Below are 24019 nucleotides of genomic sequence, written 5' to 3' on the forward strand. Positions count from 1 at the left end.
GTACAAAGGTGCTTCAACGCCACGGTGAAGCTGTTCCTGCTCCGATACGTGTGCCGTTCCTGATTGACACGGGGGCAGACACCACGATGGTCAACGAGGACCTCATGCGGAGCTTGGGCATCCCCCGTCGGGGATCGCGTGATGTTGTGGGCTCCACGACCCACATCGACCCCACACCTTGCGACTCCTACGACGTGAGTTTTGAGATACACACTCCAGGCGAAATACCTCTGGCTGTTCCTGCGCTGGAGGTGCTTGCGCGCCCGTTTTTCAACGTGTCAATCTACGGATTGATCGGTCGAGATGTGTTGGATAAATACCAACTCACGATGGGGCATGGCCGCTTCAGACTCGACTATTAGCCCAGACCCCGGCGAACAGATACCCGCGACCGATCGTAGACCTTGGCCGTTGTGGCTTGGTTGGAGTGCAGCTCAGGAAGTGCTCCATACTGAGCCTTGAACTGGGTGGTGTAGTAGGCACGCAGGTCGTGAAAAGTGAAGCGCCGACTGACGATTGCGCCCTCCAGTGCCTCGGCCATGACGCGCTGCCAGGTGGAGAGGAAGCCGCTGTCGGTGTACGGGTTGCCGGTGCGGGTCACGAACACCGTGAGGCACCCGTCAGGCCTGGGCAGCGCGCGTAGCCGCTTCACCAAGTCCTCCATGGCCGGCGTGATCACCACGTTCTCCACCCGCTTCGATCCGCCGTGCTGTTTCGCACGCATGAGTCGGATGATGCTGCCGGCACTGTCGATTTGGGGCAACGTCAGGTGCAGGAACTCGATGCGCCGGCTGCCTGCCATGGCTGCAAACTGGGCCATGAGGGATATGACCTGGCGCTGCTGACTCTGGCCCGACAGCCATTCGATGAACCTCGCCAGCTCGGCTGGTTCCGGCGCTTCGGTGCGCGGCCGCTCAAGGTTCCGCTTCACCTGCAGGCACGGATTCAGGTCAATGTCCCCTCGCTCTACAGCCACCGTCATCAGATTTGAGAGCAGCGCTATCTCGCGATTTGCCCGCACGGGGGCCTCGGCACGCTCCACCCGCAGATATCGCGCAATGTCGGCGGGCCGGATGAGGCGCGCAGGGGCCTTGCCGAAGACGCGCAGCAAGTGCACGCTGTAGTTGCGATAGTCCTCCTTCGTGCGCTCTCCCAGCCTCGTCCACTGCGGCAGTGTCTGGTAGGTGCGCCAAACCTCATCCATGGTCCCTGTGTCGCTGGTGGCCATGTTCATGTCGAGCACCTGCTGGATCGCCGCGCGCCGGTCCTGCCCAAGGTTGATCGGCTTCCCGCCCCTGGGGTGATACCGATACGTCACCTTGTCGCTGCTCTTGTGGGGCCGCGCCTCCATCCCGGGCAACAGGCCGAAGCCTGAAGCCCTGTCTCTCTTCCTTCCCATTACTTGCTCCAACTGATGCCAGATGCGGCCTGTTGCTTGCCGGCGCGGTTCAACCGCTCCTCCAGCATCTTGCGGCCGACCAGCGGCAGGCCATCGGGGCGCCGCGGCAGGCTGTCCACCCCCAGAAAGGCGCACATGTGGCGCCACTGGGCATGGTGCTGCGTCAGCGGCTTGCAAATCTCGTCGATCTCTTCCTCTGTCATGTACGGGCTCAGGGCGATGGCCTCGGCTGTCATGCTGCTGGCCCTCCTGCTGGGTGTTGCTCAGCCTGCAGGCGCTCCAGCACCGAGCGCTCGATGAGCTCCGCAAAGGTCTGCAGGCGCTGCAGGGCGGTCTCCTTTTTGAAGCCCGACGGCGGCACCCACACGCCGGCCTGCCGGGCCATGTGTTCCAGACTGCCGGGCTCTCCCGTCTCCTGGCGCCGAGGCTTGGCGCTGGCTGCTTTGCGCTTCGGCGCCGGCTTGGGCGGTTCCGGTGCGGCTTGTTCGTCCAGGGCCTTCACCAACAGCGAGGCCTGCTCGTCGTCTGCGGTCTTCTCGAAGGCGGATGGCACGTCCACCGGCCCCTTGCAGTAGCTGTCCTGTTCCGGGTCGTAGATCAGCATGTCGTGATCGCACGCGATCATGAGCTGGGTGTGGATGTTGCGCCCGTCCTCGGGCTCCACAAACTTGGCAGCCACGTCGGCCAGGGTCAGGCTGGCGCTGGGGTGCAGCGCGAGGAAGCCGAGCACGCGCGCGGCCAGGCTCTCGGGGTTGGGGCGGTAGGTCATGGTGCGTCCCCGCTCTTGATTGCCGCTTGGGCTGCGCGGGCGGCGTCGATCATTTCATCCGCGTAGGCCTTGGAGATGTAGTTGGTCATCAGTTCGCACATGACCACGTCCTGCGGTTTGTCCAGTGGCGGCCCGGAATCCGCGGTCATTGCCTCCAGTTCTTCGGCCGTGCGGGCGCCGAACAGCCAGCGGTAGCGCTCCCCATCGGCATCCACGGGGGCGGGCTTGCGGGCCTCGGCCGTGGCCGCCGTGATCCGCTTCTTGCCCTTGGCCTGGGCCTGCTGCAGCTGCTCGCCCAGCACTGCCGTGGCCTTGTCGCCATGCTTGCGTGCGGCTTTGGCGGCGCGGGTGGCCGACACCTGGCCAGCCTTCACCATCTCGCGCACTGGGCTCGGCGCGTTGCCCAGGGCCAGCAGATCCTGCACATGTTGTGCGGAGCGGCCGACCTTTTTGGCGATCTGCGCCGGGGTCCAGCCAAAGGCCTTGAGCCGCTTGTACCCCTCGGCGATCTCGGCCGGCGTCAGCGGCTTGTTGGCGGCGCTGGTGATGATGCGGGCGATGCGGTCCTCTTCGTTGCCCTCAAAGAGCACGACATGGATCCAGGCCTCGCCGTCCTTGGGACTGCGCAACGGGGCGTTGCGGGCCAGGGCGCGGCCGATTGCGGCATGCCGGCGATGGCCGTCCACGATCCACATGCCGCCGTCGTCACGGGGGCGGACTTCGAGGGGCGGATACTTCCCGCCATCAATGATGTGCAGTGCCAGGGCCTCGATGCTCGCTTCGAGCTCGTCGTCCTGCTGGCGCAGGTTGAAGCCTGGCTCGACATGCAGGCTCTCGTACCGGACATGCACAGCATCTGCCCGCTTTGCCTCTTTCGATTCGAGCATCTTGCGCACGGAATTGGTCATGGTGTTCCTATCGGGCGCGCAGCAGTGCTGGGCGCGTGGGGGTGTTGGGGATGTGGCCGACCGCTACGGGGAAGGGCCAGCAGGATGAGGTGCGCACGCTCTGGGCATCGATGGCCTCCAGCCGCTCAGGGCTGAGGACCAGGCGCACCTCCATCAGCAAGCCCTCGGCGCAACGCTTGGCCACGATGTACTTGCGGCCGGTGCTGGTGCTGCGTGCGCAACCCCTGTGAACCTTGCTGCCGTCGGCGTCGTAGGTGCACATGCCTCGGCCGTTGCCGGCCTGGCCTGGGAGCTGCTGTTGCGTGACCAGGCCGGCAGCGATCAAGGCCTGGGCCTGGCCTACGTAGACGGCCATGCGGTACTCCAGATGGCGCAGCACGCCAGGGAAGACTTCGGTTTGCTCAGGCATCGCCATCTCGCGAGGACTCCAGCAGTTCCCCGCCTGCTATGAGCATCGCGCGCTCCAGCAGGTAGGTGGCCGAGTGCAGCATCATGTCGTCGTCGTTTGCTTTGTAGACAACCTCAAGTGCAGCGCCAATCCGGGCAGACATAGCAGGCAGCGGACCGGCGATCAGGTCGCCTCTTGTGCCAGGCCCCATCGCATCGCCTTCTGCTTCGGATTTTTGGTAGTACATGGCGACCAAATCGCTGAGGCCGAACACCAGGTCGCTGTTGGCATGCTCTGCATAAAACTCCAGCACAGCTTTTGCGCAACCCATCCAGCACATCGCATCGAAATGCGTGTCCTCGATCTCCTTTTCCGTCGGCGTAACGCTGTGCCTCCCTCGCTTTTTTGGTCGCTTCAAATCGGTGAATACGATCTGCTCAGGTGTGTCTCCCGTCACCTGGCTGAGCGCGGCCGCTGCCGTGGCTATGAATGCCGTGCGAGCCGTTGATTCCGTGTCGCCCGGAACAAGACGCGCGGCATTGATGCACGCCGCAACGTCATAAGTTGCAGATTCGTGCTCCTCCCTGTTGGCCTTGGATGCCTGTAGCGCTATGTCTGCCCCGATCCTGAGCAGGCGGTCGGATTCGCCGCTGAACTCATGGGGCTCATCGGTCCTGCTCGCTTCATGCAGGGCTTGGGAGGCCATCCGGAACAGCGCGCAGCATTCCTCGAAGGTGGGCGTGGACTGGTGGGCGGCAGGTTTTGCCGCGGGAGACGATGCGACCGCGCCGGCCTTGCGGCGGGCCTGGGGCTTTTCGGCAACGGCGTTCATGCTTCGGCTCCCAGGTCGTGGAAGTTGGGGCCACCGTGCCAGCGGCCAATGTCTCCGATCACAGAGTCGCCCACTGCATGGTCTGCCACGCTGCCGATGCTTGTGGTGATGGACTGAGCTGCGCTGATCAGGTTGCTCCGCTCCCACTCCCCATCGCTCGTCAAGGCCATTGCAAGGATGCTGCCAAGCGTGGCCATATTGCCCGCGACGACTTCCAGCACAGCAGCCAGCTGCGCACGCGAGAACGTGACGCCCACCTCCTGCGCCACTTCTGGCTCCCTGCGAATGGGCGGAGTCGGGCGGTCGCGGAATGGCTTGGCGCCCGCATAGGTCGTCATGGCGCGCAACTCACCGAGGTCATGCTTGGCTTTTGCGTATGCCACGCACAGCCGCCCAGAAAAGTCCTCTGCGTGGTCGATCAGCATCGAGACGAAGGCGGCTTCTCCAGCCGAGGTGCATGCGTCGGGGTTGAACTGCTCCCGGGCGGTCTCCAGACCGTTGTTGATATAGCCGAGCATGCTCGTCATGCTGCTGGTGTCCAGGCCTTCTTCGTCGTCCACTTCATAGACGTCGGGCTGCTCCAGGTGCCCAAGGAGCACGCTGGCTCGGTCCATATGCGGGCACCGATAGCGCTCGACGGCGCCGCAGTGCGTGGTGTTCAGCACCATGTAGAACAGCGATGCGGCAGCCTTTTTGGCCAGGGCATCGGCCTCAGTAGCGGCAACATCCGAGTGGCGTGCTGGCGCCGGCTTTTGAGTCGCTCGCGGGGGCGCGGTTTTGCGAGCGGGTGCTAACGTGGCATCATTCGACATGTGAAATGTCCTCACGGTTGGTAGCTGCGGGGTTTTTCATCGAGTTCCAGCGGTTGGCGCTGCTGGTTCTCACAGAAGCCCGACCGGTTGGCGCTGGTCGGGCTTCGCCTTTTTCCGAGGCCACTTTTCCCCGGTCTGGTGGCCGGCGATAAATGGCGCGCACCACTGATTGGAGTTCGTTCCTCATGGGAGAGCCATCTGGGGTTGGGAAGCTGGTCGCTGGGAGGCTTCACCAGTCTTCTTGTCTCGCCTCGGCTTCGGCGCGGTGCGCTGGGCAATTGCCACTTCGACCAAGGGGCGGATCAGTTCGATCACGCGGGCGTGCCAGGCAGGGCGATAGCCAGAGTGCTGATGCTCTACAGCCTGATAGGGGACCAGCGCGCCGTACTCTTTGCCCAGCTCCGTCAACACCCATTTGCTTCGGGGCTGGCCCTTGCCGTTCATCCAGCGCTCTTTCGCCTGGAAGCTCAGCTGCTCCAGCGCGTTGTTGACCTGTTCCGAGGTCGCTCCGGCGCCGATGAGTGCTGCCAGTTCCTTCGGTGTCATGCGCGGGTTGTCCGTGGCGGCCGTAGTGGTCAGCAGGTTCGTGTAGTCCAGGCCCGTGACGGCCTTCACTTCCTTCGCGGCGATGACCTTGGCCATACCCTCATCCACGCCCAGCAGCTTGCAGATCTTGAGCTGTGCGCCAGTGATCGCCGCGGCTTCGCGGTAACGCACCGAGGCGCGGGCGGGCTTAGATGGCTGCTCCAGTGTGGCGGCTTTCTTGCCTCGGAAGTAGCCGTTGACCAGCTGGCGCTGGACCTGCCAAGCCAGATCATCTGTGAAAGACTTCACCAGCATCAGGTAGCCCTGCTCTGTCATGAGGATCAGCCCGTTGGGCGCGATGAACCCCATCTCGCGGGCTTCGTCCGAATTTCGGACGAAGAAGTCTTCGCCCTGGACGAAGCGCTCCCGGTTGTCGTTGTATCGCTTGCGCGCCGTGCCCTCGGGCCGCTCGTGCACTTCGTCAATCTGCGCGAGCGTTGCCACGCGCTGGCCCTGGAACTCGATCACCTTCAGTTCGGTGTCATTGATCTTCACGATGCTGCTCATGCTGCTGCTCCGTCGGTGATCGTGGGGATGCCGGCCATCTCGATGAGCACCTTGAGGGCGCCATAGATGCCGGACGCCTGGGCGGTGCCGCCCTCCGTCACGCCCATCGCCATCAGCTCGGAGGTCAGGCCCTTTGCGGCGTCCTCCACGCTCACGCCGCTGGCTCGGCTCATCCAACTGTCCACGGCTAACTCGTGGCCAGACTGCTGCGCGTCTTCGTCAAGGAAGAACGTCGCGTTCATGTTGAGGATCTCTTTCACTGTGGGCTTCCTTTCATTGCAGGTTGATGGACGCGCTCGCCCTGGATGGACGCGCGCAGACGGGCCAGGATCTCGCCGTTCAGACTGCGGTCATTGGCGATGGCCTGGGCCTTCAGTTGCTCCTTGAGCTCGTCCGGGATTCGGACTGGCGTGGGTGGAATTTGGCGGCGGTGTGCGGTCATGGTCTGTCTAGATTCTGATAGAGTCACTTCGAGAGAGTCAAGTAGATTCTTTGAAAAAGGATCAAAAAGAATCGATGATCGAGGGATGGAACCGAAACAGCAGCAGCCGTACCCCTTGCGCATGCCTCCTGAGCTCAGAGCTCACTTGGAAGACGTGGCCGACCGAGCAAAACGCAGCCTCAATGCTGAAATCGTTGACCGGCTTCAGGCTTCGACAGGTCAAAACGGCATGCCTGCAAGCACTGCGAGCGCGATGGCTGTTGCGATTGCCAGGGCGGAGCTTGACGTCGCGACGACAAAGCTGAGGGCCCAAGAAGACTTGCTGACTGCTGCTCTGGTGGCTCGGGCGCTGGTATCTGTGTTGACAGAGGTCCGGGCAAAAAACCTCCAACTCGAAAGCGTCGATAGCGCGGTTGGCGCTGCTTACGACGTGGCCTTCAGCTTCCTCGGCGACACGAAGAAGCCTTTGGGGGCAATCGATATCGCGCTCAGGAAAGCTCGCGAACGCATCCAGGCACTGGAGGACGCCGAGCGCCGAATGATGGCTGCCGTCGCTACCGTGCCGGAAGATTTGCCACCGCAGAGGACGCTGAGTTTCAAAGGCTCTTCTGGGAAGCGCACCAGTATCTCGGTGACGACCAAAGCAGCCCGAGCTCCCAAGCCCTGAACCTCCATTTGAGGGCGCTGCTGAGCCCGGCTCAAAATTGAGCTCGGCAAAACCGACGCCTCGTAGGTTTTCAGCGTGGCGTGCAACAGCGGTGCGGCAACGCTTTGCGTCGGCCTGGTTAGCGACGGAGACCATCACACAGCCCTCCCGACCAGGCGCTCAGTCAGGGGGCGCTCCTGGTACTCGCCGAAGGCCCCGCCGAACACCTCGTTTGCTTCCTCGTGAACGATGCGGTCCAGCTTTGGATTCGTCTGCAGGGCGTTCATGAATCCCATCGTGTGGCACCACTTCAGCGGCTTATGCAGGATGTCGTCATCCTTGGTGGCCGAGTTCTCCAGGTCCAGCACGAAGATGAGGCGGCTGCACTTGTCGCCGTACTTGCGAACGTCGTCGGTGTCGCGGTCGGCCTTGTTCGTGTTGATGGCCTCGAAGATCGCTTCGCGGCTGGCCTTGCTGTCCAGGGCAGGGCACAGGTGGACCAGGTACTTCCCGATCTCAATCTCCTGAAATCCGATCTCCAGCTCCTGCTCTTTCAGGATCGCGATGGCCTGGCTGTAGACGGCTTGGGCCGCAGAGTTTTCAGCCGCGGCGGCATGGTCCTGCTCATGCTGGCGGATGCGGTCACGCACCTTCTGCGTGAGCATGATGTTTCGGCGGGCGAGGTGGCGCAGATAGACCAGCTGCTTGATGAGCTGGGCGGCTGTCTCGGTGCCGGTGAGTCCAAGTTCCATGGCTTCGGTTTCCTCTGGGGTTACATGTGCTGGCGCTGCGATGCGCGGTGATTGCGCCAGAGCAGGCCCAAGGCCCAGGCCATGGACTGCAGCAGGGTTCCACCAGCGCGACGGCGCATGGCGACGAGACGAAACAGGCATGCGGCCTGGCTCATGAGGTGCTCCTTTTGACGGTGATGGGAAGGGCCTGGAACGCGGCGCCCGCGTCGATCTCGGCCTGGATGGTTTTCTCGCGCTCTGCTGGGCCCATGCCGGCTGCCATGAGTTGCTCACGGCGGCGCTCGGCATAGGCCTGCCGCACGAGTTCACGGTCCTCAATCTGGCCATTGCCACCGAAGCCGCAGTGCGAGCACATGCAGGGCACGCCCTTGGCGCGCAGCTCGCGGCCCTGACGCTCAGCGGCGCGCACCTGGTGCGGCTGCAGGCCGTTCTCCTGGCAGATCTGCCGGATCCAGCCATGGGAAAGGCGGCTGTGCCCATGGCGCGCGTCTTGGCGAACCTGCAGCAGAGCCTCGGTCTGCCGCTGCTGGAGAGCGTTCCGGGTGTCTCTGGCTGCGCGAGCGGCCACGGCCTCCATGCTGTCGTGGGAGCGGTCTAGCTTCGTGGTCATCGTTCACTCCAACAGGTTGAGGAATGGATGCCAGTGGCACCCCTTCGCGACACCTCGCGGGCGGGAGTTCATCCCTGGACCTGCCCTCTGCATCCTGGTGGGCTTACCAGCTTCGTATCGCTTGCCGAGGTCTTAGTGCGTGGTGTCGCGTTGGGGGTGACTGTAAGGCATGCCTAAACATTGAGTCAATAGGCGTGCCTTATATTTTTGAAGAAAGACGCGATTTGGCATCGCCGACCTTTCGTAGGCGCGCAAAAAAGCCCGCTCGCGGCGGGCTTGGAGATCGAGGAGCTGTGCTGCTTAGAAGCGGACCTTGATACGCTTGCGCGGGACTTCGTGGGCGCAGTAGTAGACCCAAGTCACCTCGACCTGTTCAAACATCAATATTGCCGGGTCGTTGTAGCTACCAAATGTGTAGCTGCCATTGCGGCGCGAGAGCAGTCTCTTGATCATCGTCTCGCCGTTATGCAGGCGGACGAGAACAACATCTTCGATGTCGACCGGTGCGTTTGGCTCAACCAAGGCGAAGTTCTTGTTCTCGTACTTGGGGAACATGCTTTGCCCTATCACCTCGGCAAGGAAGGCCTCCTCATCGCTGGATGCCAGCAGTGCGAACTCATCGGTGGCACCGACCGGCACGTCGCCGTCTGTCCAAATCCTTGCAGGCATGAACCCTCCGGCGCCACGGCCGACAACCCAAATTGGCCGCATGCTGGACTGGCTCACCGCATGCCCGATTACTTCTTTTCCGTCGTGCAGTTGCATCGACCCTCTGCCGGTTGCAAGCCACTCGGGGCGCACTTTCAAGTACTCCGCAGCCAGCAGGACGCTGTCCCCTGACAGCGTGTTGGTGGTTCCAGTGAACCATCCATTCACAGACGGGGGCTTCACCTTGCAGTGACGCGCAAGCGCTGCCTGGCTGACCCGCTCGCCAGGCAGCTTGATCGATTCGCGGTAAGCGAACGCTTGCGCCATGCGCTCTTTGAGTGATGACATTAGGCAATCCTAATGGTTTGTTGATAAGGTGTGCCTATTGACAAATCGTAAGGCGTGCCTAATGATGCGAGGCATGCTGAACATGACCTCAAACCAATTCGTCGATGCGCTCGGTGGAACTTCAGCGGTCGCTGCCTTGCTCGGCATCCGTGCCGCATCGGTCTCCGGCTGGCGCGATGGCCGCAGTGTGCATGCGGTTCCTGAAGACAAGCTGATCCGGCTGGCGCCTGTTTCGGAGGCGCGCGGTGTGGCATCCCGCCGCGAACTGTTTCCTGCGGACTGGCACTTGATCTGGCCGGAGCTCGGCAAAGCCACCGAGCAGGACGCGGAGTCCTGACCATGCAACCGCATCAGGACATCCCCCGTCCGCCGCGCGCTGTCACCAGCTCGCGCTCCACGCACATCACAACCCGGCTAGCTCGGCAGCGGATGTGCAGTTCCCCCGCTCTCCAAGACAGCTCCAGCTGGCTCGTCGTCAACGTCTGCTCCCGCGCGCTGGTGTCTGGGTTCACGTTGGTGCTGACGCTGGTCCTGGTGCTGGCGTGGAAAGGCTGGGTGTTGAGGTTCATGGCGGCTCCCTTTGGTGTGGTGTTTGTTTGCATGGCCGCGATGTTCGGCTACCCCCTCTTTCCCGTCCACGTCCAATTTTTCAGGAGCCGGATATGAGCGCTCTCGATGCACTGCGCCGCGGCGTAGATAACTTCCCTGGTGGCCGCGCTGTCGTGGCTGTTCGTCTCGGCAAGACCGACGAGGTGCTGCGCAAGGAGCTCTCCGGGGCCTCGTCGCACAAGCTCGGCGCCGTTGATGCGCTGACCATTGCCGGCCTGCTGCGCGAGGCAGGCATGCCCCACTGCTACGACTATGCGGCCTATGTTGCCGGCGAGGCTGGTGGCCGCTTCGATCTGGTGGACGCCTGCCGCACGGCGGTGGCGAGCCCCGTGGACAAGGTGTCCAAGCTGGTGCTGGAGACCTCGCACATCACTAGTGCGGTGATCGAGGCCATGCAGGACGGCGTGATCTCGGACAACGAGCTGGCGCAGATCGAGCGCGAGATCGCCGAGGCCGAGGAGGTGCTGCGCAAGTTGCGCCAGGCCGCCCGTGCCGTGAACACCGCAGGCAAGCCCCAGCGCGCGCCGGCTGTTCCTTGACCCTTTTCGCCGACGGTCAGGGTCGCTCCCGCACAGCAGTTCCACCACCTGCCGGCCGTTGGTCTTTTCTTCCTGTGGTGCTCCTCTCCAAGTGGTGGACACATGCCAACAGCAGTACAGCAACAACACGAAATTGACGTTTACGTAGACGAGGACGGGAAAGTCGTCATCGCCCAGGCCACCGCGCCACATGAGCCAATCAACTTCGTGGTCCTTCTGCCTCAGAACGCGGAGGCCTTGATTCGCGCGATTCGTGATGCGAAACGTGAAGCATTGGGAGGCCTGGAGCGAACATGACCATTGACGCTCGAACAGCGGCATTGCCAGCGCCGCCGTACCCGGCTGAGACCCGCGCCAAAGGCTGGCGCTTTGAGTTGGACCTGGAGCGCATCGAGCAGTCCGATACCTGGGCGCTCGCGCCGGCTGACTTGCGCCCTTGGCTGCTGATGCTGTGGGCCACAGCGTGGAAGCAGGTGCCATGCGGTTCCCTGCCCGACGACGATCAACTTGTTGCTGTACGCATTGGCATGAAGCCCGCGCAGTTTGCCAAGGCTCGCGCCGTTCTGATGCGTGGTTGGTGGAGGGCCGATGACGGCAGGCTGTATCACGACACCGTGGCGGCGCGCGTCCTCGACATGCTGGGAGCCAAGGTCAAGGAGCGTCAGCGCAAGGCCGACTATCGCAAGCGCAGGGAGGCTGAGGAAGCTGCAGGACGAGTCGGGGACGGACATGTCGGCGACCCTGGAAATAGATTGGGTGTCCCGGATATGTCCCACGGGACAAATTTGGGACAGAACGGGGACGGACATGTCGGCGACCCTGGCAGAGACGACACCGGAACCGGAACCGGAACCGGAACCGGAACCAGATTACATAAAGATTCCGTAGCTGACGCTACGGACGGCGGCGGTTCGCCCCCGGCACCTCCTTTGCCTCGGCCTCTCGATCCTCCTGACGGTTCTCCGAAAGAGAAAACCCCCGAGCACATGGCCAAGGCAGAGCTGTGGAATGCCGCAGTCTCCGTGCTGGAGCAGGGTGGATGCCCGAAGGCACAGGCCCGGAGCTTCATGGGGAAGCTGGTCAAGGACTACGGCCAGGACGTGGTCCGAGACGCGGTGGCCGCTGCCGTGACTGCTCAGCCTGTGGACGCCCGGGAGTACCTCAGGGCCACCTGCCAGCATGCTGCTGGACAGCGCCAGCACACAAAGGCAGGCGCTCCAGCTCAGGGAAAACACAGCGGATTCACCGAGGACTACTACGCGAACGCTGGAGGCTTTGGCGATGCCTGAAACGAAAGAAACGCGCCTGGAGTGCTGCGAGACCCATGGCGAATACGTCTCCCGCTTCGTGGCCAAAACCGGGCAGTGGACCCGCTGCTGGTCTTGCGTGGAGGTAGAGCTGCAGGCGCTGGATGCCAGAGCCCAGGCCGACGATGTAGCCCAGCAGGGCGCAGCGAGGCGTGAACAGCGCATTGCCGAGAGCGGTTTGGAGGGGCGCATGCTGCGCGCAACGTTCAGCAGCTACACGGCTCACCGGGCGGACCAGCGCGAAGTCCTGGAGGCCTGCAAAACGTTCGCTGAATCCGTGGACCTGGAGAGCGGGCGCAACCTGTGGCTGGTGGGGGGCGTGGGGACGGGGAAGACTCACCTCGGCGCTGCCATGGTCACCCACTTCATCCATGAGCGAGACACCTCTGCAGCCATTCTGAGCGCCCGGGAAATCATCCGCGTCCTGCGCGCGACCTGGGGGCGCAACGTCGCGGGGGACGCTGAGACAGAGATCCAGGTGATTGATCGCTTGGGTCGTATGGGATTGCTTGTCCTGGACGAGATTGGCGCGGGGTTCAGCTCGGACGCTGAGCGGGTGCAGCTGTTCGACGTGATCGATATGCGCTACAAGCTGGGGCGCCCGACAGTAGTGCTCTCCAACCTGACGGCCAAGGACATGAAGCCGATCCTCGGGGAACGAACGTTCGACCGGCTGCGCGAGGGTGCAACCCTCCTGACTTGCAGTTGGCCGAGCCATCGGGCGGAGGCTGGGCAATGATCGACCGCGAAATCTTGCTGGAGCCAGGGGAAGGCCCTCTCGACGTGGATCTCCAGGCCGAGCAGAGCGTGCTGGGCGTACTGATGCGCGATGGCGCGCCGGCCTACGACATGGTTGCTGGGCTCTTGAGGGCGGAGTGCTTTGAGCACCCGCTGCACCAGGTGCTCTGGTCAACGATGGAAGCGATGGTGCTGGCCGGCGACGACGTTGATCCCATCGTGGTCATGAAGAAGCTGGAAGGCGGCACCGATCTCGGCTATCTCAGCAATCTGGCTCAGGAGGCCGGCTCCATCCATGGCATCAAGCGCCATGCAACCATTCTCGCCAATGCCGCTGCATATCGCCGCCTGGTTCTCGCAGCGACCCAGGCGAAAGCAGATGTCGATGATTTCACGCTGACGATAGACCAGCGCGCCGCCCGTGCTGTCAGCCGATATGAGGCAGCCGTCGAAGACCGTATTGGAGGCGAGGCCCAGCCAATAGCGCATTTTGCCGCCGACTTCCTCCAAGAACTGGATGACCTGGCAGAGGGGAAAGTCGAACTCGGTAGGGAGACGGGCATTCCGGGCTTGGACGAGATCCTCTCAGGCGGGTGGTATCCAGGGCAATTGGTTGTTATCGCGGCCCGCCCATCCGTTGGCAAATCGTCATTCGCGCAACAGCTTGCCTTGAATCAAGCGGCCAAAGGCTACACGGCTGCCTTTGTTGGCATGGAGATGAGCGAGAAGGAGCTGGTCCGTCGCACGGTAGCGAATCTCGGCCGGGTTCCTTTGCGTGGTCTGAAGACTGGTCAGCTCAGCCCTGACGACTGGGGGCGGGTCGCAGAGGCCGCAGGGCGACTCGGAGACCTGCAGCTGCTGCTGGAATTCCGCCCTGGAGCCACCCTGGTCGAAATCGTGACTGGGGCCAGAAAGATGGTGCGCAAGCATGGCCTGAAATTCCTGGTGGTGGACTACCTGCAGCTCATGCAGGGCAGCAACGAGCGACAGGACCGCCGCATGCAGTTGCAGGAGATCACGCGCAGCCTCAAACAGATGGCTGGAAAGCTTGGCCTCACCGTGGTGCTGTTGTCCCAATTGAATCGTGACGTTGAAAAGCGCACCGACCCCCGGCCGACTTTGGCTGACTTGAAGGAATGCGGAGCCATTGAGGAAGACGCTGATGTCGTTCTCGCTCTTTGGGATCACCGCAAGGGCGGCATAGACGAGCCATCCATCAAAGGTGTGCGGGCCATCAAGGGCCGCGATATAGGACAGAGCGAGCTGGCGCTGCACTTTGAAGGCAAGTTTCAGCGCTGGTCTGAATCCACTGAATCCCTGATTCGTTCCGAAACCCCCCCCAGCAGGGGCAAAGCCAAGAGGTATCCCGATGACTACTGAGCAAAAGAAAGTTGCCGCCATCGAATGGGCTCTCCTGTGGAGCCATAGCCAGTGCGCAATGCATATAGAGCCTGTCATGGACATGCTGAAGCAAAACCGCCAAGCCTGCGCGACGGATCGCGGCATGGACTACGTGCCCATCGCCATTGGCTCGCGCGAGGAGTGCGATGCCGCTGCGAGCCGACTGCGCCCCTATCTCAACGAGCGCCGCGCTGGCGCCATTTCGCACTGACCAGAGGAAAAGAATGACCATCGAAGCACCAACCAAGCCCGTATCCGCTGAGCGGCCCACCGTCGCAGAGCGCTTGACCAGCGCCAGCACCAGCAGCGACCTGTCCGTCGATCTGGAGAAGCGCGGCGACGCCGACTACCTGATCGCAGCTGGCATCCAGTCTGCAGGCCTGGGCCGCTTGGTCCAGCAACTGATCTGCGAATGGGACCGCCGCGAGAAGCCGCGCCCGCTGACCGACGAGCAGCTGCAGCGCGTTGCCGAACAGATGCCCCGCAAGAGCCGGGGCCGTCTCGACATGGTGGGCGCCCGCGTGGCTGAGGGCCGTTGGCACATGGAGCGCCGCATGGAGATCCTGCGCGGCCTGCCGCAGTACACCCGCCTGGTGGACGCGCACGCTGGCTTTCTGCCCTGGGTGCTGGCGCAGGGCATCAAGGACGCCCGCGCCAAGCTGACCGACGTGCTGCTGTGGTGGTGCGACCGCAAGTGCCCAGGCTGTGGCGGCGTCAAGCTGGGCGAGATGGCGATCTGCGAGACCTGCAAGGGGTTCGGCACCCGCGAGGTGCCGCACGAAGCCGAGGGCCAGCTGATTTCCGGGCACATCGCCGCCCATGTGGACCGCGCACGCTCGGGCACCATCGCCGCGCTCAAGCGCATGAAGGGGCTGAAGGTGGTTGCGGCCGGCAAAGGCTGAGGTATACTGCGTGCCTAGAGCGCAGGCGCCAACAATCCCGCCCGCGCTCATCCCGGTAAACGTCCCCAGGCGGTGAGTCTGGCAAGACATGGAAGCGATGGGGGAACACGCCCCTACAGATCACAAGCCCGCACGGTTCACGCCCTGCGGGCTTTTTCGTTGGCTCCCCGATCCAGCCGGGGCCGCCCCTGAGTGGCGTGATGGGGCGGGCACTCCTCCGTGAGCTGTCGCGGAGCTGGAATACAGAGAACGGCATTCCCCCTGTGGCATTGGCCATAAGTCCGAAGGGGTGACCAATTCAAGGCCTCGCTTCTGCGGGGCTTTTTCCGTTTCCGCCGCCACCAGGTGCACCCGGCAAAGCATGCATTGCGCATGGGGTGCAAGGCCTGCGTGGCGGCACCTATCAAGGAGATCGTGATGCTCTACAACGCCCAGAACGCGCGCGGCGCCACGGTCGTGGACATGGATTCCGGACAGACCCTCTACAGGGTGCTGGAGGTGAACACCCGGGCCGGATGGGTCAAGGTGCATCACCACCCCCTGCGCCTGGACGCACAGGGGCGAGTCGCTGGCGAGCGCATCCGCTTCGGCTCGATCTACGCGATCCAGGGCTTGGAGTCGATGCCCTGCCTATTCCACTGCTACGGGAGACTGCAATGACGCTTCGTGCCCAGATCCAAGACCATGCCAGCGTGGCCGCCGCCAAGATCCGCGACGCCATGCAGGAGTTCTCCAACGCCACTGGCCTTGCCGCATCGGTCGATGTGCGTTGGATTGAGCAAAATCGGATTGAGTCCGCGCTCCCCGAGTTCCTCGTATCGAGCGTGACGGTGCGGTTCGATGATGCGGCGGTCAGTAGGTGAGTAAGCTCCAGACCCTGAAGAACTCACTCCCTGTGCTCGACACCCGCCGCGTGCAGACGATGCAGGCAGGCAGCTGGCGCACCAGTGACCAGACCAGCAGCCAGCGGGGCTACGGCTACCGCTGGCAGAAGGCGCGAGCGACGTTCCTGAAGGCGCATCCCTTGTGCATCCGCTGCCAGGAAGAAGGCCGGGTTGAAGTGGCGACGGTGGTTGACCATCGGATACCGCATCGAGGCGATCAAGCCCTGTTCTGGGATACCAGCAACTGGGATCCCCTGTGCACCACCCACCATAGCCGCGACAAGCAACGCGAGGAGCAGCAGAGATGAAGACAGTTCTTTCCGTCGCCTTGGTGCTGGCCGCTGGCGCTGCAATGGCCGCGCCCGTTGTCGTGATCCCGGCCCGCCCGGTGATCGTGGTCCCGCCAGCCAGGCCTGCGCCCGCAGTCCGTCCCGCGCCGGCCGCGCCGAAGCCGACCCGAGCAACCCCGACCCCCGTTGTCGTGCCGCATGTCGCGGCCCCTACGTGTTCCAACGAGCGCCGCGAGCGCCAGGAGTGCTGACCTATGCGAATGATGTGCCCCCACTGCCAAGAGCATGCGTATACCCGCACCAGCCTGCAGCTGACCAGCACCAGCCGCGAGACCATCTTCCAGTGCCGCAACTTCGAGTGCGGCCATGTGTTCTCGGCGGTCACCGAGATCAACCGCACCATCAGCCCCAGCGCCATCCCGAACCCTGCGGTGGTCCTGCCGATGAGCACGCACATCAAGCGCAAGCTGCTGCAGACCCAGCTGGACGCCATGCCGTCCTCGCAGTACCAGCCCGGCTCCCACGCCGCGCCGGCCGTCACCACATCGCACCAGGGCACCGAGGCCCGGCACTGAGGAGCAGGACATGGATTTGGCAATGGACGCGAGGTCGGTCTTCATGCGCACCCTGGCTGGGCGCATCGAGGCAGGAGCGAATACGAGGGCTCAGGAGCAGGCGGCGGCTTTGACCCAGATGATGGAGCCCTTCGGAGCCTCCAAGAGCTACGCCGTGAAGGCAATCCTTCGCGAGGCTGCGGGCAAGGTGGAGCGCGTGCTGGCGCAGGAATACGCGGCATCCGAGGCTGAGACCTTGGCTGACCACCTGGCCGCGATTGGCGCTTCCAAGGCCTGGCAGGCCGATGCAGGCTCGACTGCCATGCGCACCGTGGTGGATGGTGGCGCAGCATGAGGGCCGCGATCACGCAGCTGGCGCTGTACGCCAGCATGTATGGGTTGCTGTGGGCCTGGGTGGGCGATGGCGTTGAAGGTGCCGGCAACCTGCTGGCCTTTCAGGTCGGCGTCCTGGTGCTGGCCAACCTGTGCAACGTGGGCAGGATTGACCGGCCTTTCCCCGAGCGAGCCTATGCGCTTCCCTTCGCTGTGGACAACGTGCTGAGCATCGGCCTGGTGATGGCGATGGTCTGGTACGGCCATTGGGTGATGGGCATCGGCCTTCTGCTCGCCTGGATGTTGGGCGCCGGCACTCGCCTACTGCGGCAGGAGCGCCAACAGCAAGCGCGACAAGGTGGCTGATGAACTACTCCAGCATGCGCAAGACCCTGGCCCGCGATCTGCGGGAGTGCACGCGGCGTGGCCTGCCGGCATGGGCGAGGGATCATGTCGAGGAGCGAGTCGAGTACGCCGCTCACTGGTGGCGCCTTTCCAAGGACCGCGCGAAGCCTGGCGACTTCCGGCGTGACAGCTACGTCAAGGCTGTGCGTGTGCAGTTCGGGATGCAGGAGCTGATGCAGGCCTACCTGGGCAGTCTGAAGCCAGCACGGCCATGCCGGCAACGAGAGGAGCAGAGGCAATGAAAGTCAGAGCACTGAAGAAGCGGGCCCAACGGTTGACGAGGCTTCGCATCGGCTGGGCCACAAGGAGGAGGCTGGACGCTTTGGTGCAGGCTGTCGCGTCGGCGCATCTGAAGTTCTTCGAGGAGCTGGCGGGGAAATTCGATCTGATCGCCAGAGAGCTGCCTGCCGAGCATCAGTTCCAAGCTGGCGACTACGCCACCCGGGACGGCACAGACGTGCAGCTGGTGCTCAACGCCAATGACCGCTACGCCGACTTCAGGTGCATCAAGGCGCCGCGCACCGGATGGATCGGAGTCGGAGAGGTGGAGCACAACGGCCAGTGGAAGTACGCGCCACTGACGGCCGAGGAGGCTCTGGGTATGGGTGCGGTGCTCGAAGCGGCGCCAGAGCCCGCCTGACGCGATCCAGGGGCATCGCCGGGGCGGTCGAGGGGAGGGGGCGGGTCAAACCTTGGGGGTCTCGGCCCTCTAGACCGCCCTGTTCCGCACGCGCAGAAAATTTCCCCCTGTTTGATTCTTTTGGGCCTATCGGGCGCATGAAGAACATCGCGCAAGTCATTGCGATATCAGGAGTTTTCAGGGTTTTGATTTCCGGCAGACCGTGGAAATCAAACAAATCAAAGAAATCAAAGAGGTGAGCCATGCCAAGAGGAGGGCCGCGGCCCGGTGCTGGCCGCCCGAAGAGCAAGCCGAGCCCGGCACCTGAGCCGAAGCCGGTAACGAAGAAGCCGGGGGGTAAGAAGGCCGCCGCGCCCACGGTGGATGCGCAGGGGTTCAAGGCTGATGACGCACCGCCCAGTTGGCCATTCGGCAAAGAAAAGCCTGAGCCGCCCCCGGATCTGACGGACCTGATGCCGCTCGACTACCTGCTGGAGGTGATGCGGGATCCTGATGAGGACCGTGGGCGCCGGATGCAGGCAGCGACGTTGGCCGCGCCGTACTGCCACCCCAAGAAAGGGGAGGCAGGCAAGAAAGAAGAGAAGGCCGCTGCGGCAAAGAAGGTCGCCAGCCGGTTCACGCCGGCTGCGCCTCCAAAGCTCGCAGCCGCTAACGGAAGAAAGGTATAGGCATGGACTGGACGACCGCATGCATCGACTGGGAAGAAAGGTTGGTGCAGCGGAAGTCCATCATTCCGCCGCCGATCTTCCGGGACCAGGCCGAGCAAGCCCTGGCCATCTTCAAAGAGTTGAAGGTGGTGGACCTGGCGAAGGTGTGGGACGACGAGATGGGGCAATGGCGCCCTCCGACTTTCGGTGAATGCAGCGAGGAGTGGGTTTTCGACTTCGTTCGCGCCATCTTCGGCGCCTACGACGCTGAAACAGGCCAGCAGCTGATCCGGGAGTACGGCCTGCTGATCAGCAAGAAGAACACGAAATCGACCATCGCGGCCGGCATCATGCTGACCGCGCTGATCCTTTGCTGGCGCGAGGACGAGGAACATCTGATCCTGGCTCCCACAAAAGAGGTTGCGGACAACTCGTTCAAGCCTGCGGCCAGCATGGTCCGTGCCGATGAGGAGCTGTCGGCGCTGTTCCACATCCAGGACCACATCCGCACGATCACGCACCGCGTGAACCGCAACACCTTGAAGGTGGTGGCCGCCGACACGGACACGGTGTCGGGCAAGAAGGCCGGTCGGGTGCTGGTGGATGAGCTCTGGTTGTTCGGCAAGCGGGCCAATGCCAGTGCGATGTTCCAGGAGGCCCTGGGCGGCCAAGTGTCGCGGGAAGAGGGCTGGGTGATCTTCTTGACCACGCAGTCCGACGATGCTCCGGCAGGGGAGTTCAAGAAGAAGCTCGACTACTGGCGAGATGTGCGCGACGGCATCGTCCACAACCCGAAGGTGCTGGGCATCCTGTATGAATTCCCCAAGGCCATGCTGGAGAGCAAGGCCTACCTGCTCAGCGAGAACTTCTACATCACCAACCCCAACATGGGGCGCTCGGTGAGCCTGGAGTGGCTGCAGGACGAGATGAGCAAGCGCGCGCCGGAGCGAGATGGCGGCTTCCAGCGTTTCCTGGCCAAGCACCTGAATGTCGAGATCGGCATGAATCTGCGGGCCGACCGCTGGGCCGGCGCCGACTTCTGGGCTGGCGCTGTGGAGCGCGTGACGCTGGCGGAGCTGCTGCAGCGCTGCGAGGTCATCACGACCGGCATCGACGGCGGCGGCCTGGACGACTTGCTGGGCTTCGCGCTGGTGGGGCGCTGCAAGGAGACTGGCCGCTGGCTCGCGTGGTGCAGGGCTTGGGCTCATCCCTCGGTGCTGGAGCGCCGCAAGGAGATTGCGCCGCGGCTGCTGGACTTCGTGAAGGATGGCGACCTGGTGCTGGTCGAGCGCATCGGCGATGACATGGAGGAGTTGGCCTCCATCGTGGCCGAGGTCGAGCAGGCTGGGCTGCTGGATCGGGTGGGCATCGACCCGGCTGGCGTTGGTGGCGTGCTGGAAGCCCTGGTGGCGGCCGGCGTACCGCAGGACAAGATCATCGGCATCAGCCAGGGCTGGAAGCTGGGTGGCGCCATCAAGACGGCCGAGCGCAAGCTGGCCGAGGGTGTGCTCAAGCACTGCGGCCAGCCGCTCATGGCCTGGTGCGTGAGCAATGCGAAGGTGGAGCCCAAGGGCAACGCCATGTTGATTACCAAGCAGGCCAGCAGCTCGGGAACGGGCGCCGCGAAGATCGATCCGCTGATGGCGCTGTTCAACGCGGTGCAACTGATGTCTCTCAATCCCGAGGCCATGGGTGGCTTGGATGACTGGTTGAGCGACCCAATACGGACGGGCAAGGCATGAAAAATCGAACGAACACAGGCCTTGTCGGCCGCGTGCGCGCGGCCATCGACGGCTGGGTGCGCTCCTTCAGCTTGCGCGACAAGGACCTGTATACGGATCGCGTGATGGACAGCGAGGCGGGGGTGGATGTCACTCCCAAGGCGGTGATGCAGGTGGATGCAGTTTGGAGCTGCGTGCGCCTCATCTCCGAGACCATTGCCACGCTGCCACTGTCGATCCATGAGAAGACCTCGGCAGGCAAGCGCCTGGCAAGCCATCACCCGCTGCACTTCATCATCCACGATCAGCCGAACGCGGACTCGACCGCATCGGTGTTCTGGGAGGCACTGGTGGCCTCGATGCTGTTGCGAGGGAACGGGCGTGCGGAAAAGCTCTATGTCGGCACGCAGCTGGTGGGCCTGGCCTTCCTGGACCCGAACAAGCTGGTCATCACCCGCGACATCAATGGCCGAAAGATCTACCAGTACCCGCGAGCCGACGGCACGCCCCGGGAGATCCCGGCATCGCGGATCTGGAACGTGCCAGGATTCACGCTCGATGGCGAAACCGGCGTGTCGGTGATCGCATACGGCGCCAAGGTGTTCGGCTCGGCGATGGCCGCCGAGCGCTCGGCCGCGAAGACCTTCCGCAATGGCATGCTGCCCACGGTCTACTACAAGGTGGCCGCATTCCTGAAGCCGGAGCAGCGGCGGATGTTCAAGGCCGAGATCCAGGGTTCGGTGGAGCGCGGCGAGGCGCCGGTGCTGGAGGGCGGAACGGATGTCGGGACTGTCGGCATCAACCCAGTTGATGCACAGCTCCTGGAGTCGCGGGCGTTCTCCGTGGAGTCGATCTGCCGCTGGTTCCGTGTCCCGCCCTGGATGGTCGGGCATACAGAGAAGTCCACCAGTTGGGGGACCGGCATCGAGCAGCAAATGATCGGCTTCCTGACATTCACGCTGGGGCCGTGGCTGCGGCGCATTGAGCAGTCCATCAGCAAGGACTTGATGACGCCGGCCGAGCGCACGCGCTTCTACCCCAAGTTCGCCGTGGAGGGCCTCTTGCGCGCCGACAGCGCAGGCCGCGCCGCGTTCTATGCCGCGATGGTCAACAACGGGATTCTGACCCGCGACGAAGTGCGCGAACTGGAAGACCGGGAGCCGATGGGCGGCAACGCCGCTGTGCTGACGGTCCAGTCGGCCATGACGACCCTTGACGCCCTGGGCCAGGAGGGCGGCGCAGACCAAGCAAACCAGGCCCGGGCCGCGTTCCGCGCGTTCCTGGGCTTCAACGAAGAGCCGCAGAAAGGCTGAACCATGAGCATGAAGAACTTGCCGGTGGCCCCGATGGGTCGGCCGAGCGCTAGCCTGCGCAGCGAAATCCTCCCGCGCGCTCTGGAGCGCTGGAGTCCCGAGGTTCGCGCAGCTGATCGCGACGAAGAACGCTCCATCAGCATCTATGACGCCATCGGCTACGACCCCTGGACGGGCGAGGGCGTCACAGCCAAGCGCGTTGCCGGCGCACTGCGCAGCCTGGGCAAAGGCCCGGTGACCGTCAACATCAACAGCCCAGGCGGCGACATGTTCGAGGGCCTGGCCATCTACAACCTCCTGCGCGAGCACGAAGGTGAGGTGAACGTCAAGGTCCTGGGGCTGGCCGCTTCGGCAGGCTCGGTGATCGCGATGGCTGGTGACACGGTGCAGATTGCCCGCGCCGGCTTCCTGATGATTCACAACGCTTGGGTTGTCGCCATGGGCAACCGCAACGACCTGCGCGAGCTGGCCGCCTGGCTGGAGCCCTTCGATGCCGCCATGGGCGACATCTACGCGTCTCGCACGGGCCTGGAGGCCAAGGCCATCGCCAAGCTCATGGACTCCGAGTCCTGGATCGGCGGCGCGGCGGCCGTGGAGCAGGGCTTCGCAGACGAGCTGCTGGCCTCCGACCAGGTGGGCAAAGGCGGCGGAAACGCCAGCGCCTCCGCTGTGCGTCGTCTGGAGGCGGCATTGCGCAACAGTGGCATGCCCAAGAGCGAGGCAATGCGCCTCATCAGCGATTTCAAGTCCAGCGTGGGTGATCCCGCTGGCAGCGGCGAGGGAGATCCCGCCGAGCGCGGCCCTGAGGCCGACATCAGCAGTACGGCGGCTCTGGCCGCATCCCTCACCTCTATCCTCCTTTGAAAGGGCATCCCATGCCTCAAATCGATGACGACATCAAGCAGATCAACGCCAGCCTGAAGACGGTGGGCGATCAGCTCAAGACGCACGCCGAGTCGGCCGCGAAGAACGCGGAACTCAGTGCGGAAACCCGCCGCCAGGTCGATGACCTGCTGCTCAAGCAGGGAGAGCTGCAGGCCAACCTGCAGGGCGCGCAGCAGGTGCTGGCGAAGCTGGAGGCCAACGGCGCGGGCGGTGACGTGCAACACCAGTCGCTGGGCCAGCAGTTCGTGCGCAACGAAAGCTTCAAGAACTGGGTCGGGAATGCAGGTCTCGCTGGCCCTCGTGGTCGATGCGACATGACGGTGAACGCAGCCATCACCAGCCTGACCACCGATGCGGATGGCTCTGCCGGCGATCTGGTGCAGACCACGCGCCTGCCGGGTGTGCAGGCGCTGCCGCAGCGCCGCATGACCGTGCGTGACCTGATCACCCCCGGCAACATGGACGGCAACGCGCTGGAATACGTGAAGGAAACGGGCTTCACGAACAACGCAGGCATGGTCGCCGAGGGCGCCAAGAAGCCAGAGTCGAGCCTGAAGTTCGACCTGGTGAGCACGACGGCCAAGGTGATCGCACACTACATGAAGGCTTCGCGCCAGATCCTGAGCGACGCCTCGCAACTGGCCAGCCTGATCGACGGCCGCCTGCGCTACGGCCTGGCCTTCAAGGAAGAGCAGCAGCTGCTGAACGGCGACGGCACGGGCCAGAACCTGCTGGGCATCATCCCGCAGGCCACGGCGTTTTCCGCGCCCTTCGATCCTGCTGGCACCGAGACGAACATCGACAACATCCGTCTGGCATTCCTGCAGGCTGAGCTGGCCGAGTTCCCGTCCACGGGTGTGGTGATGAACCCCATCGACTGGGCGCGCATCGAGCTGCTGAAGGACACCACGGGCCGCTACATCATCGGCAACCCGCAGGGCATTATCGGCGCCTCTCTGTGGAACCGCCCGGTGGTCACCACCCAGGCCATCACGGTGGACAAGTTCCTGGCCGGCGCCTTCAAGCTGGGAGCGCAGCTGTTCGACCGCTGGCAGGCGCGTGTCGAGGTGGCCACCGAGAACGAAGACGACTTCGTGAAGAACCTGGTCACTGTCCTGGCCGAAGAGCGCTTGGCCCTGGCCGTGTATCGCCCCGAAGCCTTCATCTACGGCGACTTCGGCAACATCACCTGATGGCTGGGCCCG

37 protein-coding genes are annotated in these 24019 nt (G+C 63.7%); 22 read left to right on the forward strand and 15 right to left on the reverse strand.

Annotation, left to right across the window (positions count from 1 at the left end; translation table 11 throughout):
* Positions 1–50: 50 nt before the first annotated feature.
* Complete coding sequence (locus HFGMBDPB_RS29995) at positions 51–362, forward strand: aspartyl protease family protein (RefSeq protein ID WP_424949142.1); 312 nt, start codon at positions 51–53, stop codon at positions 360–362.
* Here HFGMBDPB_RS29995 and HFGMBDPB_RS03000 read toward each other — a convergent pair.
* The 10 genes from HFGMBDPB_RS03000 to HFGMBDPB_RS03045 all read right to left on the reverse strand — a co-directional run bounded on the left by HFGMBDPB_RS03000 (position 359) and on the right by HFGMBDPB_RS03045 (position 6642).
* Positions 359–1399: a tyrosine-type recombinase/integrase gene (locus HFGMBDPB_RS03000; RefSeq protein ID WP_212644883.1), complete on the reverse strand. Its 1041-nt coding sequence runs from the start codon at positions 1397–1399 to the stop codon at positions 359–361. The genes HFGMBDPB_RS29995 and HFGMBDPB_RS03000 overlap by 4 nt on opposite strands.
* Positions 1399–1635, reverse strand: a complete 237-nt coding sequence (locus HFGMBDPB_RS03005) for a hypothetical protein (RefSeq protein WP_212644884.1) — start codon at positions 1633–1635, stop codon at positions 1399–1401. The genes HFGMBDPB_RS03000 and HFGMBDPB_RS03005 overlap by 1 nt, the downstream gene beginning before the upstream one ends.
* Positions 1632–2168 carry a hypothetical protein gene (locus HFGMBDPB_RS03010; protein ID WP_212644885.1) on the reverse strand — a complete coding sequence of 179 codons (537 nt, stop codon included), beginning with the start codon at positions 2166–2168 and terminating at the stop codon, positions 1632–1634. The genes HFGMBDPB_RS03005 and HFGMBDPB_RS03010 overlap by 4 nt, the downstream gene beginning before the upstream one ends.
* A complete protein-coding gene (locus HFGMBDPB_RS03015) occupies positions 2165–3076 on the reverse strand; it encodes a ParB/RepB/Spo0J family partition protein (RefSeq protein ID WP_212644886.1) in 912 nt (303 codons plus the stop codon). Before HFGMBDPB_RS03015 ends, HFGMBDPB_RS03010 begins: the two co-directional genes overlap by 4 nt.
* Positions 3077–3083: 7 nt before the next feature.
* Positions 3084–3485 carry a hypothetical protein gene (locus tag HFGMBDPB_RS03020; RefSeq protein ID WP_249343334.1) on the reverse strand — a complete coding sequence of 134 codons (402 nt, stop codon included), beginning with the start codon at positions 3483–3485 and terminating at the stop codon, positions 3084–3086.
* Positions 3478–4296 carry a hypothetical protein gene (locus HFGMBDPB_RS03025; protein ID WP_212644888.1) on the reverse strand — a complete coding sequence of 273 codons (819 nt, stop codon included), beginning with the start codon at positions 4294–4296 and terminating at the stop codon, positions 3478–3480. The genes HFGMBDPB_RS03020 and HFGMBDPB_RS03025 overlap by 8 nt, the downstream gene beginning before the upstream one ends.
* Positions 4293–5108 carry a hypothetical protein gene (locus HFGMBDPB_RS03030; RefSeq protein ID WP_212644889.1) on the reverse strand — a complete coding sequence of 272 codons (816 nt, stop codon included), beginning with the start codon at positions 5106–5108 and terminating at the stop codon, positions 4293–4295. The genes HFGMBDPB_RS03025 and HFGMBDPB_RS03030 overlap by 4 nt, the downstream gene beginning before the upstream one ends.
* 183 nt (positions 5109–5291) lie before the next feature.
* Positions 5292–6200: an ORF6N domain-containing protein gene (locus tag HFGMBDPB_RS03035; RefSeq protein WP_212644890.1), complete on the reverse strand. Its 909-nt coding sequence runs from the start codon at positions 6198–6200 to the stop codon at positions 5292–5294.
* A complete protein-coding gene (locus HFGMBDPB_RS03040) occupies positions 6197–6460 on the reverse strand; it encodes a hypothetical protein (RefSeq protein ID WP_212644891.1) in 264 nt (87 codons plus the stop codon). The genes HFGMBDPB_RS03035 and HFGMBDPB_RS03040 overlap by 4 nt, the downstream gene beginning before the upstream one ends.
* Positions 6457–6642, reverse strand: a complete 186-nt coding sequence (locus HFGMBDPB_RS03045) for an Arc family DNA-binding protein (protein WP_212644892.1) — start codon at positions 6640–6642, stop codon at positions 6457–6459. Before HFGMBDPB_RS03045 ends, HFGMBDPB_RS03040 begins: the two co-directional genes overlap by 4 nt.
* An 85-nt stretch (positions 6643–6727) precedes the next feature.
* Here HFGMBDPB_RS03045 and HFGMBDPB_RS03050 point away from each other — a divergent pair, with 85 nt between their 5' ends.
* On the forward strand, positions 6728–7309 hold the full coding sequence (locus HFGMBDPB_RS03050) for an Arc family DNA-binding protein (protein ID WP_212644893.1): 582 nt from the start codon (positions 6728–6730) through the stop codon (positions 7307–7309).
* 134 nt (positions 7310–7443) lie between these two features.
* On the opposite strand, the gene HFGMBDPB_RS03055 is transcribed toward HFGMBDPB_RS03050, so the two are convergent.
* The 4 genes from HFGMBDPB_RS03055 to HFGMBDPB_RS03065 all read right to left on the reverse strand — a co-directional run bounded on the left by HFGMBDPB_RS03055 (position 7444) and on the right by HFGMBDPB_RS03065 (position 9646).
* Positions 7444–8040 carry a hypothetical protein gene (locus HFGMBDPB_RS03055; protein ID WP_212644894.1) on the reverse strand — a complete coding sequence of 199 codons (597 nt, stop codon included), beginning with the start codon at positions 8038–8040 and terminating at the stop codon, positions 7444–7446.
* A 20-nt stretch (positions 8041–8060) separates the two neighbouring features.
* On the reverse strand, positions 8061–8195 hold the full coding sequence (locus tag HFGMBDPB_RS29875; protein ID WP_283248007.1) for a hypothetical protein: 135 nt from the start codon (positions 8193–8195) through the stop codon (positions 8061–8063).
* A complete protein-coding gene (locus HFGMBDPB_RS03060) occupies positions 8192–8650 on the reverse strand; it encodes a hypothetical protein (protein ID WP_212644895.1) in 459 nt (152 codons plus the stop codon). Before HFGMBDPB_RS03060 ends, HFGMBDPB_RS29875 begins: the two co-directional genes overlap by 4 nt.
* A 300-nt stretch (positions 8651–8950) precedes the next feature.
* Positions 8951–9646: an XRE family transcriptional regulator gene (locus HFGMBDPB_RS03065; protein WP_180317997.1), complete on the reverse strand. Its 696-nt coding sequence runs from the start codon at positions 9644–9646 to the stop codon at positions 8951–8953.
* Between the two features lie 73 nt (positions 9647–9719).
* On the opposite strand from HFGMBDPB_RS03065, the gene HFGMBDPB_RS03070 reads away from it, so the two are divergent.
* Complete coding sequence (locus HFGMBDPB_RS03070; RefSeq protein ID WP_249343335.1) at positions 9720–9983, forward strand: helix-turn-helix domain-containing protein; 264 nt, start codon at positions 9720–9722, stop codon at positions 9981–9983.
* A gap of 13 nt (positions 9984–9996) precedes the next feature.
* Here HFGMBDPB_RS03070 and HFGMBDPB_RS03075 read toward each other — a convergent pair whose 3' ends face one another.
* Positions 9997–10215 (reverse strand): hypothetical protein, encoded by a 219-nt coding sequence (locus tag HFGMBDPB_RS03075; RefSeq protein WP_180317996.1) that lies wholly within the window; start codon positions 10213–10215, stop codon positions 9997–9999.
* Positions 10216–10308: 93 nt separating this feature from the next.
* Here HFGMBDPB_RS03075 and HFGMBDPB_RS03080 point away from each other — a divergent pair, with 93 nt between their 5' ends.
* From HFGMBDPB_RS03080 to HFGMBDPB_RS03170, 19 genes are all read left to right on the forward strand, one after another.
* Positions 10309–10794 carry a phage regulatory CII family protein gene (locus HFGMBDPB_RS03080; protein WP_212644897.1) on the forward strand — a complete coding sequence of 162 codons (486 nt, stop codon included), beginning with the start codon at positions 10309–10311 and terminating at the stop codon, positions 10792–10794.
* A 293-nt stretch (positions 10795–11087) separates the two neighbouring features.
* Positions 11088–12083 (forward strand): hypothetical protein, encoded by a 996-nt coding sequence (locus HFGMBDPB_RS03085; RefSeq protein ID WP_212644898.1) that lies wholly within the window; start codon positions 11088–11090, stop codon positions 12081–12083.
* Positions 12076–12840, forward strand: coding sequence for an ATP-binding protein (locus HFGMBDPB_RS03090; RefSeq protein ID WP_212644899.1), 765 nt, complete (start codon positions 12076–12078; stop codon positions 12838–12840). Before HFGMBDPB_RS03085 ends, HFGMBDPB_RS03090 begins: the two co-directional genes overlap by 8 nt.
* Positions 12837–14219, forward strand: a complete 1383-nt coding sequence (locus tag HFGMBDPB_RS03095) for a replicative DNA helicase (protein ID WP_212644900.1) — start codon at positions 12837–12839, stop codon at positions 14217–14219. Before HFGMBDPB_RS03090 ends, HFGMBDPB_RS03095 begins: the two co-directional genes overlap by 4 nt.
* Positions 14220–14295: 76 nt before the next feature.
* Positions 14296–14451 carry a hypothetical protein gene (locus HFGMBDPB_RS29610; protein WP_227468444.1) on the forward strand — a complete coding sequence of 52 codons (156 nt, stop codon included), beginning with the start codon at positions 14296–14298 and terminating at the stop codon, positions 14449–14451.
* Between the two features lie 13 nt (positions 14452–14464).
* Positions 14465–15142 carry a hypothetical protein gene (locus HFGMBDPB_RS03105; protein ID WP_212644902.1) on the forward strand — a complete coding sequence of 226 codons (678 nt, stop codon included), beginning with the start codon at positions 14465–14467 and terminating at the stop codon, positions 15140–15142.
* A gap of 417 nt (positions 15143–15559) precedes the next feature.
* The gene (locus tag HFGMBDPB_RS03110; protein WP_212644903.1) at positions 15560–15802 is read left to right on the forward strand and encodes a hypothetical protein; all 243 of its coding nucleotides are present in this window, start codon (positions 15560–15562) and stop codon (positions 15800–15802) included.
* On the forward strand, positions 15799–16005 hold the full coding sequence (locus HFGMBDPB_RS03115) for a hypothetical protein (RefSeq protein ID WP_212644904.1): 207 nt from the start codon (positions 15799–15801) through the stop codon (positions 16003–16005). The genes HFGMBDPB_RS03110 and HFGMBDPB_RS03115 overlap by 4 nt, the downstream gene beginning before the upstream one ends.
* Positions 16006–16037: 32 nt before the next feature.
* Entirely contained in the window at positions 16038–16334 is a 297-nt protein-coding gene (locus HFGMBDPB_RS03120; protein WP_349305356.1) for an HNH endonuclease signature motif containing protein, read from the forward strand.
* 236 nt (positions 16335–16570) lie between these two features.
* A complete protein-coding gene (locus tag HFGMBDPB_RS03125) occupies positions 16571–16891 on the forward strand; it encodes an Ogr/Delta-like zinc finger protein (RefSeq protein ID WP_212644906.1) in 321 nt (106 codons plus the stop codon).
* Between the two features lie 10 nt (positions 16892–16901).
* A complete protein-coding gene (locus HFGMBDPB_RS03130) occupies positions 16902–17225 on the forward strand; it encodes a hypothetical protein (RefSeq protein ID WP_212644907.1) in 324 nt (107 codons plus the stop codon).
* Complete coding sequence (locus HFGMBDPB_RS03135; protein ID WP_212644908.1) at positions 17222–17569, forward strand: hypothetical protein; 348 nt, start codon at positions 17222–17224, stop codon at positions 17567–17569. The genes HFGMBDPB_RS03130 and HFGMBDPB_RS03135 overlap by 4 nt, the downstream gene beginning before the upstream one ends.
* Positions 17569–17850, forward strand: coding sequence for a hypothetical protein (locus HFGMBDPB_RS03140; protein ID WP_212644909.1), 282 nt, complete (start codon positions 17569–17571; stop codon positions 17848–17850). Before HFGMBDPB_RS03135 ends, HFGMBDPB_RS03140 begins: the two co-directional genes overlap by 1 nt.
* Positions 17847–18248: a hypothetical protein gene (locus tag HFGMBDPB_RS03145; RefSeq protein WP_212644910.1), complete on the forward strand. Its 402-nt coding sequence runs from the start codon at positions 17847–17849 to the stop codon at positions 18246–18248. Before HFGMBDPB_RS03140 ends, HFGMBDPB_RS03145 begins: the two co-directional genes overlap by 4 nt.
* 452 nt (positions 18249–18700) lie before the next feature.
* Positions 18701–18916 (forward strand): hypothetical protein, encoded by a 216-nt coding sequence (locus tag HFGMBDPB_RS03150; RefSeq protein WP_212644911.1) that lies wholly within the window; start codon positions 18701–18703, stop codon positions 18914–18916.
* Between the two features lie 2 nt (positions 18917–18918).
* On the forward strand, positions 18919–20637 hold the full coding sequence (locus tag HFGMBDPB_RS03155; protein WP_212644912.1) for a terminase large subunit: 1719 nt from the start codon (positions 18919–18921) through the stop codon (positions 20635–20637).
* A complete protein-coding gene (locus tag HFGMBDPB_RS03160; RefSeq protein ID WP_212644913.1) occupies positions 20634–21929 on the forward strand; it encodes a phage portal protein in 1296 nt (431 codons plus the stop codon). The genes HFGMBDPB_RS03155 and HFGMBDPB_RS03160 overlap by 4 nt, the downstream gene beginning before the upstream one ends.
* Before the next feature lie 3 nt (positions 21930–21932).
* A complete protein-coding gene (locus tag HFGMBDPB_RS03165; protein WP_212644914.1) occupies positions 21933–22793 on the forward strand; it encodes a head maturation protease, ClpP-related in 861 nt (286 codons plus the stop codon).
* A gap of 11 nt (positions 22794–22804) precedes the next feature.
* Positions 22805–24007 (forward strand): phage major capsid protein, encoded by a 1203-nt coding sequence (locus HFGMBDPB_RS03170; protein WP_212644915.1) that lies wholly within the window; start codon positions 22805–22807, stop codon positions 24005–24007.
* Positions 24008–24019 lie beyond the last annotated feature (12 nt).

This window comes from Delftia sp. PE138, assembly GCF_018320755.1.
Taxonomy (GTDB): Bacteria; Pseudomonadota; Gammaproteobacteria; order Burkholderiales; family Burkholderiaceae_C; genus Comamonas; species Comamonas tsuruhatensis.

Coding starts and splice junctions, on each gene's coding strand:
- HFGMBDPB_RS03000 (WP_212644883.1), bottom strand. CDS start 1,399: ATGGGAAGGAAGAGAGACAGGGCTTCAGGCTTCGGCCTGTTGCCCGGG.
- HFGMBDPB_RS03005 (WP_212644884.1), bottom strand. CDS start 1,635: ATGACAGCCGAGGCCATCGCCCTGAGCCCGTACATGACAGAGGAAGAG.
- HFGMBDPB_RS03010 (WP_212644885.1), bottom strand. CDS start 2,168: ATGACCTACCGCCCCAACCCCGAGAGCCTGGCCGCGCGCGTGCTCGGC.
- HFGMBDPB_RS03015 (WP_212644886.1), bottom strand. CDS start 3,076: ATGACCAATTCCGTGCGCAAGATGCTCGAATCGAAAGAGGCAAAGCGG.
- HFGMBDPB_RS03020 (WP_249343334.1), bottom strand. CDS start 3,485: ATGCCTGAGCAAACCGAAGTCTTCCCTGGCGTGCTGCGCCATCTGGAG.
- HFGMBDPB_RS03025 (WP_212644888.1), bottom strand. CDS start 4,296: ATGAACGCCGTTGCCGAAAAGCCCCAGGCCCGCCGCAAGGCCGGCGCG.
- HFGMBDPB_RS03030 (WP_212644889.1), bottom strand. CDS start 5,108: ATGTCGAATGATGCCACGTTAGCACCCGCTCGCAAAACCGCGCCCCCG.
- HFGMBDPB_RS03035 (WP_212644890.1), bottom strand. CDS start 6,200: ATGAGCAGCATCGTGAAGATCAATGACACCGAACTGAAGGTGATCGAG.
- HFGMBDPB_RS03045 (WP_212644892.1), bottom strand. CDS start 6,642: ATGACCGCACACCGCCGCCAAATTCCACCCACGCCAGTCCGAATCCCG.
- HFGMBDPB_RS03050 (WP_212644893.1), top strand. CDS start 6,728: ATGGAACCGAAACAGCAGCAGCCGTACCCCTTGCGCATGCCTCCTGAG.
- HFGMBDPB_RS03055 (WP_212644894.1), bottom strand. CDS start 8,040: ATGGAACTTGGACTCACCGGCACCGAGACAGCCGCCCAGCTCATCAAG.
- HFGMBDPB_RS29875 (WP_283248007.1), bottom strand. CDS start 8,195: ATGAGCCAGGCCGCATGCCTGTTTCGTCTCGTCGCCATGCGCCGTCGC.
- HFGMBDPB_RS03060 (WP_212644895.1), bottom strand. CDS start 8,650: ATGACCACGAAGCTAGACCGCTCCCACGACAGCATGGAGGCCGTGGCC.
- HFGMBDPB_RS03065 (WP_180317997.1), bottom strand. CDS start 9,646: ATGTCATCACTCAAAGAGCGCATGGCGCAAGCGTTCGCTTACCGCGAA.
- HFGMBDPB_RS03070 (WP_249343335.1), top strand. CDS start 9,720: ATGCTGAACATGACCTCAAACCAATTCGTCGATGCGCTCGGTGGAACT.
- HFGMBDPB_RS03075 (WP_180317996.1), bottom strand. CDS start 10,215: ATGAACCTCAACACCCAGCCTTTCCACGCCAGCACCAGGACCAGCGTC.
- HFGMBDPB_RS03080 (WP_212644897.1), top strand. CDS start 10,309: ATGAGCGCTCTCGATGCACTGCGCCGCGGCGTAGATAACTTCCCTGGT.
- HFGMBDPB_RS03085 (WP_212644898.1), top strand. CDS start 11,088: ATGACCATTGACGCTCGAACAGCGGCATTGCCAGCGCCGCCGTACCCG.
- HFGMBDPB_RS03090 (WP_212644899.1), top strand. CDS start 12,076: ATGCCTGAAACGAAAGAAACGCGCCTGGAGTGCTGCGAGACCCATGGC.
- HFGMBDPB_RS03095 (WP_212644900.1), top strand. CDS start 12,837: ATGATCGACCGCGAAATCTTGCTGGAGCCAGGGGAAGGCCCTCTCGAC.
- HFGMBDPB_RS29610 (WP_227468444.1), top strand. CDS start 14,296: ATGGACATGCTGAAGCAAAACCGCCAAGCCTGCGCGACGGATCGCGGC.
- HFGMBDPB_RS03105 (WP_212644902.1), top strand. CDS start 14,465: ATGACCATCGAAGCACCAACCAAGCCCGTATCCGCTGAGCGGCCCACC.
- HFGMBDPB_RS03110 (WP_212644903.1), top strand. CDS start 15,560: ATGCTCTACAACGCCCAGAACGCGCGCGGCGCCACGGTCGTGGACATG.
- HFGMBDPB_RS03115 (WP_212644904.1), top strand. CDS start 15,799: ATGACGCTTCGTGCCCAGATCCAAGACCATGCCAGCGTGGCCGCCGCC.
- HFGMBDPB_RS03125 (WP_212644906.1), top strand. CDS start 16,571: ATGCGAATGATGTGCCCCCACTGCCAAGAGCATGCGTATACCCGCACC.
- HFGMBDPB_RS03130 (WP_212644907.1), top strand. CDS start 16,902: ATGGATTTGGCAATGGACGCGAGGTCGGTCTTCATGCGCACCCTGGCT.
- HFGMBDPB_RS03135 (WP_212644908.1), top strand. CDS start 17,222: ATGAGGGCCGCGATCACGCAGCTGGCGCTGTACGCCAGCATGTATGGG.
- HFGMBDPB_RS03140 (WP_212644909.1), top strand. CDS start 17,569: ATGAACTACTCCAGCATGCGCAAGACCCTGGCCCGCGATCTGCGGGAG.
- HFGMBDPB_RS03145 (WP_212644910.1), top strand. CDS start 17,847: ATGAAAGTCAGAGCACTGAAGAAGCGGGCCCAACGGTTGACGAGGCTT.
- HFGMBDPB_RS03150 (WP_212644911.1), top strand. CDS start 18,701: ATGCCGCTCGACTACCTGCTGGAGGTGATGCGGGATCCTGATGAGGAC.
- HFGMBDPB_RS03155 (WP_212644912.1), top strand. CDS start 18,919: ATGGACTGGACGACCGCATGCATCGACTGGGAAGAAAGGTTGGTGCAG.
- HFGMBDPB_RS03160 (WP_212644913.1), top strand. CDS start 20,634: ATGAAAAATCGAACGAACACAGGCCTTGTCGGCCGCGTGCGCGCGGCC.
- HFGMBDPB_RS03165 (WP_212644914.1), top strand. CDS start 21,933: ATGAGCATGAAGAACTTGCCGGTGGCCCCGATGGGTCGGCCGAGCGCT.
- HFGMBDPB_RS03170 (WP_212644915.1), top strand. CDS start 22,805: ATGCCTCAAATCGATGACGACATCAAGCAGATCAACGCCAGCCTGAAG.